This is a genomic window from Streptomyces kebangsaanensis (genome assembly GCF_001906585.1).
GTDB lineage: Bacteria > Actinomycetota > Actinomycetes > Streptomycetales > Streptomycetaceae > Streptomyces > Streptomyces kebangsaanensis.
Genome location: NZ_JUJA01000077.1, coordinates 38,624 through 50,125, shown reverse-complemented (window position 1 = coordinate 50,125; position 11,502 = coordinate 38,624). Strand labels below are relative to the sequence as shown.

At 73.7% G+C, this 11,502-nt stretch carries 11 protein-coding genes and 1 pseudogene; 7 read left to right on the top strand and 5 right to left on the bottom strand.

The window, feature by feature from the left end:
• Window positions 1-570 (top strand): annotated as a pseudogene (locus RH94_RS43065) (cytochrome P450); the annotation flags it as partial.
• Here RH94_RS43065 and RH94_RS11310 read toward each other — a convergent pair.
• Window positions 564-1,517, bottom strand: coding sequence for an RluA family pseudouridine synthase (locus RH94_RS11310; RefSeq protein ID WP_073947472.1), 954 nt, complete (start codon window positions 1,515-1,517; stop codon window positions 564-566). The pseudogene RH94_RS43065 and the gene RH94_RS11310 sit on opposite strands and share 7 nt — an antisense overlap.
• A 78-nt stretch (window positions 1,518-1,595) precedes the next feature.
• Here RH94_RS11310 and RH94_RS11305 point away from each other — a divergent pair, with 78 nt between their 5' ends.
• Entirely contained in the window at window positions 1,596-2,165 is a 570-nt protein-coding gene (locus RH94_RS11305) for a GNAT family N-acetyltransferase (RefSeq protein WP_073947471.1), read from the top strand.
• 98 nt (window positions 2,166-2,263) lie between these two features.
• Here RH94_RS11305 and RH94_RS11300 read toward each other — a convergent pair whose 3' ends face one another.
• Window positions 2,264-3,109: a siderophore-interacting protein gene (locus RH94_RS11300; RefSeq protein ID WP_073947470.1), complete on the bottom strand. Its 846-nt coding sequence runs from the start codon at window positions 3,107-3,109 to the stop codon at window positions 2,264-2,266.
• 51 nt (window positions 3,110-3,160) lie between these two features.
• Window positions 3,161-4,093 (bottom strand): 5'-3' exonuclease, encoded by a 933-nt coding sequence (locus RH94_RS11295; protein ID WP_234425701.1) that lies wholly within the window; start codon window positions 4,091-4,093, stop codon window positions 3,161-3,163.
• Between the two features lie 212 nt (window positions 4,094-4,305).
• Here RH94_RS11295 and RH94_RS11290 point away from each other — a divergent pair, with 212 nt between their 5' ends.
• From RH94_RS11290 to RH94_RS11275, 4 genes are all read left to right on the top strand, one after another.
• Window positions 4,306-5,394, top strand: coding sequence for a quaternary amine ABC transporter ATP-binding protein (locus RH94_RS11290; RefSeq protein WP_073947469.1), 1,089 nt, complete (start codon window positions 4,306-4,308; stop codon window positions 5,392-5,394).
• Window positions 5,387-7,240 (top strand): ABC transporter permease/substrate binding protein, encoded by a 1,854-nt coding sequence (locus RH94_RS11285; RefSeq protein ID WP_407697297.1) that lies wholly within the window; start codon window positions 5,387-5,389, stop codon window positions 7,238-7,240. Before RH94_RS11290 ends, RH94_RS11285 begins: the two co-directional genes overlap by 8 nt.
• A 337-nt stretch (window positions 7,241-7,577) precedes the next feature.
• Window positions 7,578-8,144 carry a helix-turn-helix domain-containing protein gene (locus RH94_RS11280; protein WP_073947468.1) on the top strand — a complete coding sequence of 189 codons (567 nt, stop codon included), beginning with the start codon at window positions 7,578-7,580 and terminating at the stop codon, window positions 8,142-8,144.
• Window positions 8,144-8,863 (top strand): helical backbone metal receptor, encoded by a 720-nt coding sequence (locus RH94_RS11275; protein ID WP_073947467.1) that lies wholly within the window; start codon window positions 8,144-8,146, stop codon window positions 8,861-8,863. The genes RH94_RS11280 and RH94_RS11275 overlap by 1 nt, the downstream gene beginning before the upstream one ends.
• Here the strand turns inward: RH94_RS11275 and RH94_RS11270 are convergent.
• A complete protein-coding gene (locus tag RH94_RS11270; RefSeq protein WP_073947466.1) occupies window positions 8,775-9,947 on the bottom strand; it encodes a TDT family transporter in 1,173 nt (390 codons plus the stop codon). The two genes, RH94_RS11275 and RH94_RS11270, sit on opposite strands and share 89 nt — an antisense overlap.
• Window positions 9,948-10,017: 70 nt before the next feature.
• On the opposite strand from RH94_RS11270, the gene RH94_RS11265 reads away from it, so the two are divergent.
• Window positions 10,018-10,977 carry a LysR family transcriptional regulator gene (locus RH94_RS11265; RefSeq protein WP_073947465.1) on the top strand — a complete coding sequence of 320 codons (960 nt, stop codon included), beginning with the start codon at window positions 10,018-10,020 and terminating at the stop codon, window positions 10,975-10,977.
• A 27-nt stretch (window positions 10,978-11,004) separates the two neighbouring features.
• On the opposite strand, the gene RH94_RS11260 is transcribed toward RH94_RS11265, so the two are convergent.
• Window positions 11,005-11,502: gamma-glutamyl-gamma-aminobutyrate hydrolase family protein (locus RH94_RS11260; protein WP_234425691.1), on the bottom strand; the 498-nt coding region annotated here is incomplete at its 5' end.

Sequence of the window (11,502 nt, the reverse complement as noted above, 5' to 3'; positions counted from 1 at the left end):
CCGCCGTTCAGCACCATCCTCGGCTACTTCGCCAAGCAGGAGACCGAGCTCGGCGGCCGGCGCATCCGCCGGGGCGACGGGCTGCTGCTCGGCATCGCGCCGGCCAACGTCGACCCGCGGGTACGGCCCGATCCGACGGCCGACATGCAGGGCAACCGCTCCCACCTCGCCTTCAGCGGCGGCCCCCACGAATGCCCCGGCCAGGACATCGGGCGGGCCATCGCCGATGTCGGCGTCGAGGCACTGCTGACACGGCTGCCGGACCTCCGGCTCGACTGCGCCGAGGAGGAACTGCGCTGGACGCAGTCCCTCGCCTCGCAGCACCTGGTGGAGCTGCCCGTGCGGTTCAGCCCGCAGCCGACGCAGGACGTGACGGCCAAGCCGAGCCACACCCCGCATCCGATCCCGCGGGCACGCCCGGCCTGGGAGATCGGCACCGTGTCCGCGCCGCCGAGGCCCGCGCCACCGCCACCCGAGCCCCCGGCCGCCCCGAGCGCCGTACCGGCCGGCGGCACGGGCCGCCCCGAGGGGGCGTGGCAGCGCTTCCTGCGCTGGTGGCGCGGCTACTGATCCGCCCACCGCGCGAAGGACGACCACGCCTGGAGCTCCCGCCCGCTGGTGAAGCGGCGCTCCGCCCCCGTCACCGGGTCGGTGAACTCCAGTGCCCGCGCGAGCAGTTGCAGCGGACGCCGGAAGTCACCGGCCGGTACGGGACCGGTGACCACCGGGTAGAGCGGATCGCCGAGGATCGGCACGCCCAGCGCGCTCATGTGCACCCGCAACTGGTGCGTCTGCCCGGTGCCCGGCACCAGCCGGTAGCGGGCGAGCCCGTCCGCGCGGTGCTCGGCCAGTTCCACGTGCGTGACCGCGTTCGGCTCGCCCGCCACCTCCCGGGCGGCCTGCACCCCGCGCTCCTTCACGATCCGGCTGCGCACGGTCCGCGGGAGGGAGAGCTCCGGGTCGTACGGCGCCACGGCCTCGTACTCCTTGCGTACCCGCCGGTCGCGGAACAGCGTCTGGTACGCGCCGCGCTCCTCGGGCCGCACCGTGAACAGCACGAGCCCGGCGGTGAGCCGGTCGAGGCGGTGCGCCGCGGTGAGCTCCGGTACGCCCAGCTCCCGCCGCAGCCGGGCCAGCGCCGTCTCGGCGACGTGCGAGCCGCGCGGGGTGGTGGCGAGGAAGTGCGGCTTGTCCACGACGACGAGGTGCTCGTCGCGGTGGACCACCCGAAGCGGGAACGGCACCGGCACCTCGTCGGGCAGCTCCCGGTGGAACCACACGTACGTCCCCGGCTCGTACGGCGCGTCGTACGGCACCGGCCGCCCGTCGGCGCCCACGATCAGCCCGGCCCCGAGCATCGCCTCGATCACCCCGGGCCCCGCCCCCGACAGCCGCTCCACCAGATACTCCCGCACGGTGGCCCACGTCCCGTCGCCGGGCAGCCGCACCCGCACCGGGTCCACCCCGTGGCGCTGGGGGAGGGGAGCGGGCGGAGTACGGGTCCTGCGGTGTCTCATCGGCCGAAGCCTACGAGGCGTCGTGCGCCCCGGGAAAACCGCTGGGCCGGTGGTCCGTGGGTGGGCGGGACGCGGGGCATGCCGATTCTCACCGGTCCGGTCCTGCCCGCCGGCACCTTCGCGCGGATCCCGCAGCCCACCCTGTCCACCGGCGACGATCTCCTCCTGCGGCCGCCCCGGAGGCCCGAGGACGCGCCCGCCGTGCATGCCGTCTTCCAGGACCCGGTGATGCACCGGTGGCACACCAGGGCCGCCGGGTCCGGGGCGGAGGCGGCCGACCGGATCGAGGAGCGGCGTGCCGCCCGGGCGGCGGACCGGGCGGGCCGGTGGGCGGTGACCGACGCGGACGGCGGCCGCCCGGTGGGGCGGGTCGCGCCGCGTGAGGCGCGGTTCGAGGACGGCGCGGCGGAGGTGGCGTACCGGACCGTCCCGGCCGCGCGCGCCACCGCGGCCCTCACCCGCTGGGCGCTGGAGGAGACCGGCTTCCACCGCCTCGAACTCCTGCACGCGGTACGCGACGAGGCCTCCTGCCGCGTCGCCGCCGGGACCGGCTTCGCCCTGGAGGGCACCGAACGCAGCTCCGGCCTCCATCCGGAAGGCCGGCACGACATGCGCCTGCACGCCCGCGTCCGGGGCGACGGCCGCTGACGTTCCCGCTGCCGGTCCGGGCCTTCCGGCCGGCCGACGGGCGGTCCGGGCAACGCCGAAGCGGCGGTACCCGCCCCGGTACCGCCGCTTCGATGTGTTCACGCGGCCGGGGCCGTGCCCTCCTGTTCGGCCTCGACGCGGGCGTTCCACTCGGGCTTGGCGGCCTGCCAGCCGTCCTCGTTGTGGCCCAGGCGCCAGTAGCCGGAAATGGACAGGTCCTCGCGGGGAAGGGCGCGCTCGACGCGCAGCAGGCGGCGCAGTTCCTTGACGAAGCCGGCTTCGCCGTGCACGAACGCGTGCACCCGGCCCTCGGGGAAGTCCAGCGCCCGCACGGCCTCCACCAGCGCCTGGCCGACGGGGCGCTCCCCGCGGTGCAGCCAGACCACCTCCACGTCGGAGTCGATCTTCTGCTCCTCCTCGGGCCCGGCGACCTCGACGAAGGCATGGGCCGTGACCCCCTCGGGCAGGGCCTCCAGGGAGCGGGCGATCGCCGGCAGGGCGCTCTCGTCACCGGCGAGCAGGTGCCAGTCGGCGCTCGTGTCGGGGGCGTAGGCACCGCCCGGGCCCAGGAAGCGCACGGTCTCGCCCGGTCGCGCGAGCAGCGCCCAGGGGCCGGCCAGGCCCTCGTCGCCGTGGATCACGAAGTCCAGGGTCAGCTCGCGGTGCTCGGGGTCCCAGGCGCGCACGGTGTACGTCCGCGTCACCGGCCACTGCTCGCGGGGGAACTCCTCGCGGATCCGCTGCACGTCGAAGGGCTCGGGATAGGTGACCCCGTCGGCCGGGAACAGCAGCTTCACGTAGTGGTCCGTGCACGTGTCGGCCGAGAAGTCCGCCAGACCGTCACCGCCGAGCACCACCCGCTGCATGTGCGGGGTCAGCCGCTCGGTGCGGACGACCTGCGCGGTGTGCATCCTCCGCGACTTGCGCGCCGGACGTTCTGCCATGACGGCCTCCCTGTTCCCCACTGCTTAGGCTTACCTAAGTTAACATGGCGGTCATGACGCTCCCAGCGTGTCGAGCAGCCGCTGCAGGGAGCCTCCCAGTCCCCAGCGGGCGGCCAGCTCCCGGACCGCCGCCGGATCGCGCGGGGTGCGCGGCAGCGACGTGTCCACGTCCGGCAGCGGGACGTCGGCGGCCACGCGCACGACCTTCGGCGCCACCGCGAGATACGGCCGCGCCTCGTCGAGCCGCTTCCGCTGCGACGGGGTGAGCTTCGACCCCGGGTCGTCGGCGGCCGCCATGATCCCGGCCAGGTCGCCGAACTCGGCGAGCAGTCTGGCCGCCGTCTTCTCCCCGATGCCGGGCACCCCCGGCAGCCCGTCGCTCGGGTCGCCGCGCAGCAGCGCCAGATCCGCGTACCCGCTGCCGCCGACCCCATACTTCTCCCGCAGCACCGCCTCGTCGGTGGTCTGCAGCGTTCCCACGCCCTTCAACGGGTACAGCACGCGCACCCCCCGCGCGTCGTCCACCAGCTGGTACAGATCCCGGTCCCCGGTGACGATGTCGACCGGGCCCTCCGCCCGCGCCGTGAAGGTGCCGATCACGTCGTCCGCCTCGTACCCCGCGACGCCCACGCGTGCGATGCCGACGGCGTCCAGAACGGACTCGATCACCGGGACCTGCGGGGAGAGGGTGTCGGGCACCTCCTCCTCGTCCGGGCCGCTCCCGTGCTCCTCGGCGACCCGGTGCGCCTTGTAGGAGGGGATCAGCTCCACCCGCCACGCCGGCCGCCAGTCGGCGTCCATGCAGGCCACCAGGTGGCCGGGCCGGTGGTCCTTGACCAGGCGGTCGACGAAGTCGAGCAACCCGCGCACGGCGTTCACCGGCGTGCCGTCCGGGGCTTTGACCGACTCCGGGACGCCGAAGTAGGCGCGGAAGTACAGGGAGGCGGTGTCGAGGAGCATCAGTCGTCCGGTCACGCCCCGCATCATGCCGTACGGCACCGGCGGTCGCCCGCCGCGCGAAACGGGCGTTCCGTTCGGAAGGGGCGCGACTTGTGACCCTGCTCACAGTTCGGTTTCGGCCATGGGGGTCTGGGCAGGCGCGAGTCCGGATCAGAGGTGGTTGATTTCTTCAACTGTTAGCACCCTTGTTGGCACTCCTCCGGATCCCGTCCTTGCCCCCGAGACAAGAGGTAAGTGTGTCTTCCAGACTGCAGGCCCAACACCTGTTCAAGGTGTTCGGCCGACGACCGGACGAGGCAGTGGAGAAACTACGGCAGGGCGCCGACCGTGAGGAACTGCGCGCCGACGGCACCACCGCCGCCGTGATCGACGCGTCCTTCACCGTCGAGCCCGGCCAGATCTTCGTCGTCATGGGCCTGTCCGGCTCCGGCAAGTCCACGCTCCTGCGGATGCTGAACGGACTGCTCGAGCCGACCGCCGGCACCGTCAGTTTCGACGGCCAGGACCTGACCGCGCTCAGCGACCGCGAGCTGCGCGAGGTCCGCTCCAGGAAGATCAGCATGGTCTTCCAGCACTTCGCGCTCTTCCCGCACCGCAGCGTCCGCGAGAACGCCGCCTACGGACTGGAAGTGCAGGGCGTGCCCCGCGCCGAGCGCGAACGCCGCGCCGACGAGGCGCTCGCCCTGTGCGGCCTGGCCGGCTGGGAGAAGTCCTGGCCCGACGAGCTGTCCGGCGGCATGCAGCAGCGCGTGGGCCTGGCCCGCGCCCTGGCCACCGACGCCGACCTGCTGCTGATGGACGAGTCCTTCAGCGCCCTGGACCCGCTGATCCGCCGCGACATGCAGGACCAGCTGCTCCAGCTGCAGAAGACGCTGAAGAAGACCATCGTCTTCATCACCCACGACCTCAACGAGGCCATGCGCCTGGGCGACCGGATCGCCGTCATGCGCGACGGCCGCATCGTGCAGACCGGGACCGCGGAGGACATCCTGCTGCGCCCCGCCGACGACTACGTCGCCTCCTTCACCCAGGACGTCGACCGCTCCCGGGTGCTGACCGCGGAGGTGGTCATGGACCGCGAGGTGCGCGGCGACGAGGCCGACTGCGGCTGCGACACCGTCACCCCGCACACCCCGTTCACCGAGCTGTGCGCGATCAGCGCCCGCGTCCCCCACCCGGTCGCCGTGCTGGACGAGGACCGGGAACTCGTCGGCGTCGTCCAGCGCCGGCGTCTCGTCGGCTTCCTCGGCGACGAGCAGGGCACCCCGGTGAGCTGCGACGCGCCGCGGGACAAGGGCGGCGAGAAGGAGGTGGCCCGTGCCTAGGATCCCGCTCGGCGACTGGGTCAACTCCACGGTCGACTGGCTGCTCGGCCACATGGCCTGGCTCTTCGACCTCTGCAAGTCCGTCTTCACCGGCTCCTACGACGGGATCAACGCCGTCCTCCAGGCGCCGCACCCGCTGCTGCTCGCCGGCATCCTCGCCGTGCTCGCCTGGTGGCTGCGCGGCTCCTTCGCCGGTGTGCTCACCTTCGTGGGGTTCGCCTTCATCGACTCCATGGGGCTGTGGTCCAACGCGATGGTGACCCTGTCGCTGGTCCTGGTCGCCACGATCATCGCGCTGGTGATCTCGGTGCCGGTCGGCATCTGGGCGGCCCGCTCCGACCGGGTCAGCGCCGCCGTCCGGCCGGTCCTGGACTTCATGCAGACGCTGCCCGCGATGGTCTACCTCATCCCGGCCATCCTGTTCTTCGGCACGGGCGCCTCCGCGGGCATCGTCGCCACCCTGATCTTCGCCCTCGCGCCCGGCGTGCGCATGACCGAGCTGGGCATCCGCCAGGTCGACAAGGAACTGGTGGAGGCGGCCGAGGCGTTCGGCACCACGCCCCGCAACACGCTGCTGCGCGTCCAGCTGCCGCTGGCCCTGCCCACCGTCATGGCCGGCGTCAACCAGGTGATCATGCTCGGCCTGTCCATGGCCGCGATCGCCGGCATGGTCGGCACCGGCGGCCTCGGCGGCGACGTCAACGAGGCCATCGGCCAGCTCAACGTGGGTCTCGGCGCCGAGTCCGGCGTCGCCATCGTGATCCTCGCGATCTACCTGGACCGCATGACCAGCGCCCTGGGCACCGAGGTCTCCCCGCTCGGCCGGCGCGCCGCCGCCAGGGCGCGGGCCGCCAAGGGCCTGAAGATCTGGTCCTACCGGCCGCAGCCGCAGATCGCCGTCGTCGGCGTGGTGATCCTCGCCCTCGTGGCGGGCGGCATGGGCATCTTCGGCGGCAACGGAGACAGCTCGACCACCGCCTCCGACGGCGGCGACATCGGCAAGGGCAGGAAGATCACCATCGGGTACATCCCGTGGGACGAGGGCGTCGCCTCCACCTACCTGTGGAAGGAGGTCCTCGAACGGCGCGGCTACAAGGTCGAGGCCCGGCAGTTCGACGCGGGACCCCTCTACACCGCGCTCGCCCAGGGCAGCGTCGACTTCCAGACCGACGCCTGGCTGCCGGTCACCCACGAGCAGTACTGGAAGAAGTACGGCAAGCAGCTCGAGGACCTCGGCTCCTGGTACGGCCCGACCTCCCTGGAACTGGCCGTCCCCTCGTACGTGAAGGACGTCGACTCGCTGGCGGACCTCAAGGGCAGGGCGTCCGTCTTCGGCGGGAAGGTCACCGGCATCGAGTCCAGCGCCGGCATGATGGGCCTGCTCAAGAGCAAGGTCCTCAAGGAGTACGGCCTGGACAAGGAGTACAAGGTCGTCGACAGCTCCACGCCCGCGATGCTGGCCGAGCTCAAGCGCGCCTACAGCAAGAAGGAACCGATCGTCGTCACGCTCTGGTCGCCGCACTGGGCGTACAGCGACTACGACCTGAAGAAGCTGAAGGACCCCGAGGGCGCCTGGGGCACCGGTGACGGCGTGCACACGCTGGCCCGCAAGGGCTTCGCCGCCGACGACCCGGTCGCCGGCGGCTGGCTGAAGAACTTCAAGCTGAGCGAGAAGCAGCTCACCGGCCTCGAGTCCGAGATCAACAAGGCGGGCAAGGGCCGGCAGCAGGACGCCGTGCGCACCTGGCTGAAGGGCAACCCGGACGTCGTCGACAAGCTCGCCCCGATACCGGCCGGCTCATCCGCCAGGTCGGCCGACGGCAGGAGCATCCCGGACGTCGAGTAGTCCCGGACGGGACGAGGACATCGCCGTCACCCGACCGCGGGACGACCCCGCGGAGACCCCGGCGCCGAACGCCGCCCGAGGGGCGGGCCCTCCCCACCACGTGGGCAGGGTCCGCCCCTCGTCCGTGCGCACGGTCGGAATCCGGCCAACCACACAGGGTCACGCCCGTACCCCTCGGTCCTGCGCGATCCTTACAAGGACGTGACGGCCGCGTGAAACTGTTTGCCGAACATGCGTAGGGTGCAGAGAACTCCTCAGAAGGAGTGCGCCCGAGACCGGGCCACGGGCAGCGGCCCCAGGAGCAGTGGACCGACGAGTGAAGGAGGGAGCCGGAGCGATGGGCGACCACAAAGAGCAGCCCCTTCGCGTGGGCGCGGCCGTACGGCGGCGCCGCCGCGCGCTGGGCCTCACCCTCGCCGTCGTGGCCGACCGCAGCGGCCTGTCGGTGCCCTTCCTGAGCCAGATCGAGAACGACCGGGCCCGCCCCAGCACGAGCTCGCTGGAGAAGGTCGCCGACGCGCTGCGCACCACCGCCGTCGAACTGCTCGCGGCGGCCGACCCGGCGTGCAGCGTCGACGTCGTACGCGCCGAGGCCACCGAGCTGGAGCCCGAGCCCCGGATGCGTTCCCTGGTGCGCGGCCACCACCAGCTGCACGCCTCGGAGTTCACCGGCGACCACGACACCGGCCGCGAGTTCCAGCACCGCAACGACGAGTTGATGTACGTCGCCGACGGAGCGGTGGAGATCGAGGCCGAGGGCCGCGCCTACCGGCTGGTCCGCGGCGACACCATGTACCTCACCGGAGGGGTCCGCCACCGCTGGCGGGCGACCGTGCCGGACACGCGGCTGATCGTGGTCGCGGTCGCGGAGCACATCGAGGCGGTGCAGGACCGGGCGCGCTGATGCGGGTCGTCTCCCTGGTGCCCTCGCTCACCGAGGCGGTGGCGGTGTCCCTGCCCGGCGTGCTGGTCGGCGCCACCGACTGGTGCAGCCACCCGGCGGACCTCGACGTCGTCCGCGTCGGCGGCACCAAGAATCCCGCGGCCGAGCGGATCGTCGCCCTCGCCCCCGACCTGGTGATCGCCAACGAGGAGGAGAACCGCGCCCCCGACCTCGACGCCCTGCGCGCGGCCGGTCTCGAGGTGCTGGTGACCGAGGTCCGCGACCTGCCGCAGGCCTTCGGAGAGCTGGCGCGGGTCCTGCACGCCTGCGGCGCGGTGCGCCGGCCCCGGTGGCTGGACGAGGCCGAGGCGGCCTGGTCGGCCCTGCCCGTGCCCCGGCGCCGTACGACCGCCGTCGTGCCGGTCTGGCGGCGGCCCTGGATGGTGCTGGGCCGGGACACCTTCGCCGGCGACCTCCTGGCCCGCCTGGGCGTCGGCCACCTGTACGCCCACCACGCCGACCGCTACCCGCGCGTCCCGCTCCAGGAGCTGCGGGCGGCGGCCCCGGACGTGGTCGTCCTGCCGGACGAGCCGTACCGCTTCACCGCCGACGACGGTCCCGAGGCCTTCCCCGGCCTGCCCTGCGCCCTGGTCAGCGGACGGCACCTGACGTGGTACGGGCCGTCGCTGGCGCGGGCTCCGCGGGTACTGGGCGAGACGCTGCGAGCAGCACGCCGCTGACCAGCCCGCGCGCGGTGTGCACGCCCGCCGCGGCCCAGGCGGTGACGAGGACGGCGTACAGACCGGCCGCCAGGGCGCCGTAGGCGGCGAGGTGGGTGTGCCGGGCGAGGGCCGCGGCGCCGGTGACGCAGGTGCCCACCGGGAAGGTGAACGACCACCAGGTCATCGCGAAACCCATGCCCCGGCGGCCGGCGCGCAGCACCTGGGCGGCGGCGAAGGCGAACCACATCAGCGCGAAGCCCATCACCGGCACGCCGTACAGCAGGGCGAACACGGCGAAGCCGGTGTCGTACGGGGCCGGTACGACACCGGGGGCCGTGTCCGCGAAGGCGCCGACGGCGGTGGTGGACTGCCCGAGCGGACCCAGGACCAGGAACAGCGTCGGGGTGAGCGCGAGCGGCAGCGGGCCCGCGGTGAGCAGCCGGGAGAAGACCACGGGCAGCGTCACCAGGGTCGCCAGCAGGCTCAGCCCGAACATCGCCACGCACGCCAGCAGCAGGGTCCGGCGCGCCTGCCCGGCCGGCAGGTGCGCCACCAGGGCGGGCCCGAGGGCGGCGGACACCATGGGCGCGACCAGCGGCAGCAGCCACACGGGCGTCGCCCGGCGCGGCTCCGGCCGGTGGTGTACGACCATCAGGTACGGCACGGAGACGGCGGCCGCGAGCCCGACGACCGTTCCCGCGGTGAACAGCACGGTGTCCAGGGCGACCGCGGCCGGCATGCCGATCCAGTCCCGTCCGACGGACAGCGCGCCGCCGCCCACGGCCAGCAGCGCCATGGACGGACAGCCGTAGAACGGCGCCGCCGTCGGGTCGAGCAGATGGGCGCGGGCCTGGTCGCGGTGGTGGGTCCAGTGCAGGGCGCGGGCGGTGAGCAGGGCCGTGAGCAGGAGGAGGGAGAGCGCCCACACGGCGGTGCAGACGGCGCGCAGTCCGGGAACGTGCGGCGGCAGCGCGGCGCCCGCCGTGCCGACGGCGGCGGTGCCCATGACGGAGGCGTACCAGTTGGGGCCGAGGTGACGGACGGCGGGGACACGGGGCCGGGGCGCGGCCGAGCGGGGCAGGGGAAGGACTGCGGTGACCATGACTTCAGGTTTTCCGAAGCCCGGGGCCACCACCAGGGGGTTTGTGGCTGTCAAGTCATAAACTGGGCTTATGACGAGGCCCGAGACGAACCGAGGCGGCGACGAGGCCGGGGCGGGACGACCGCCGGGATCCCCACTCGCGCACCGGGTGCCGGACCTGGGCGCGCTCGAACTGCTGCTGGCGGTCGCACGGCTGGGGAGTCTCGGCGGGGCGGCGCGGGAACTGGGCATCACCCAGCCGGCGGCCAGCAGCCGGATCCGTTCCATGGAACGGCAACTGGGCGTGGCGCTGGTGGACCGCTCGCCGCGCGGGTCGCGGCTGACGGACGCCGGAGCCCTGGTCACCGACTGGGCGCGGCGGATCGTGGAGGCGGCGGAAGCCTTCGACGCGGGCGCGCAGGCGCTGCGCGACCGGCGGGACTCGCGGCTGCGGGTGGCGGCCAGCATGACGATCGCGGAGTACCTGCTGCCCGGGTGGCTGATCGCGCTGCGCGCGCGACGGCCGGACACGGCGGTGTCGCTGCTCGCCGGGAACTCCGCGGTGGTGGCCGAGCGGCTGCTGGCGGGCGAGGCGGACCTCGGTTTCGTGGAGGGGCTGTCGGTGCCGTCCGCTCTGGACTCCGTGGTGATCGGCCACGACCACCTGGTCGTGGTGACGGCCCCGGCCCACCCGTGGGCCCGCCGCCGGCGCCCCCTGGCGGCGGCGGAACTGGCCGCGACCCCGCTGATCCTGCGGGAGAAGGGCTCCGGCACCCGGCAGGTCCTGGACGCGGCGCTGGGCGGCCTCGCCCGCCCGCTGATCGAGCTCTCCTCCACGACGGCGGTGAAGGCCTCCGCGGTGAGCGGAGCCGGACCGGCGGTGCTCAGCGAACTCGCGGTCGGTGAGGAGCTGTCCCTGCGCCGGCTCGTGACCGTCCCGGTGGACGGCGCCGCCCTCGGGCGCGACCTGCGGGCGGTCTGGCCGACGGGCCACCGCCCGGCCGGCCCGGCCCGCGAACTGCTCTCCCTGACCCGGTCGGGAAGGAGCTGAGACCGGGCCCCGGCCGGGGCGGGAGCCCTACGTGCCGGGGGAGCCGGCCGTACCGGAGGAGCCGGCCGCCGCCCGTACCAGCTCCCGCATGACCTGTACGTCCTCGCCCATCTCCGGATGCCACTGCACGCCCAGCACCCAGCCCTCGGGCAGTTCCACGGCCTCCACCGTGCCGTCCGCCGCGTACGCCGACGCGACCAGGCCCTCACCGAGGAGGTCGACGGCCTGGTGGTGGTAGGTCGGGACGGTCGTCTCCTCCGGTACGGCCGCGGCGTAGCGGGTGCCGGGGACCGGCTTGACCGTGTGCTCGCCGAAGGCGCCGACCGCCTCGGCGTGGCCGTCGAGGTGCTGGACCAGGGTGCCGCCCAGGGCGACGTTCAGCAGTTGCATGCCGCGGCAGATGCCGAGCAGCGGGAGGCGCGCGGCCAGGGCGGCCTCGATCAGGGCCAGTTCCCAGGCGTCCCGGGCACGGCACGGCGGCCCCGTGCGCGGGCCGGGCTCCGCGCCGTAGCGCACCGGCTCGAC

Excerpts from the sequence above, each read along its gene's own strand:
- RH94_RS11310 (WP_073947472.1), bottom strand. The coding sequence starts at position 1,517 with ATGAGACACCGCAGGACCCGTACTCCGCCCGCTCCCCTCCCCCAGCGC.
- RH94_RS11305 (WP_073947471.1), top strand. The coding sequence starts at position 1,596 with ATGCCGATTCTCACCGGTCCGGTCCTGCCCGCCGGCACCTTCGCGCGG.
- RH94_RS11300 (WP_073947470.1), bottom strand. The coding sequence starts at position 3,109 with ATGGCAGAACGTCCGGCGCGCAAGTCGCGGAGGATGCACACCGCGCAG.
- RH94_RS11295 (WP_234425701.1), bottom strand. The coding sequence starts at position 4,093 with ATGCGGGGCGTGACCGGACGACTGATGCTCCTCGACACCGCCTCCCTG.
- RH94_RS11280 (WP_073947468.1), top strand. The coding sequence starts at position 7,578 with ATGGGCGACCACAAAGAGCAGCCCCTTCGCGTGGGCGCGGCCGTACGG.
- RH94_RS11275 (WP_073947467.1), top strand. The coding sequence starts at position 8,144 with ATGCGGGTCGTCTCCCTGGTGCCCTCGCTCACCGAGGCGGTGGCGGTG.
- RH94_RS11270 (WP_073947466.1), bottom strand. The coding sequence starts at position 9,947 with ATGGTCACCGCAGTCCTTCCCCTGCCCCGCTCGGCCGCGCCCCGGCCC.
- RH94_RS11265 (WP_073947465.1), top strand. The coding sequence starts at position 10,018 with ATGACGAGGCCCGAGACGAACCGAGGCGGCGACGAGGCCGGGGCGGGA.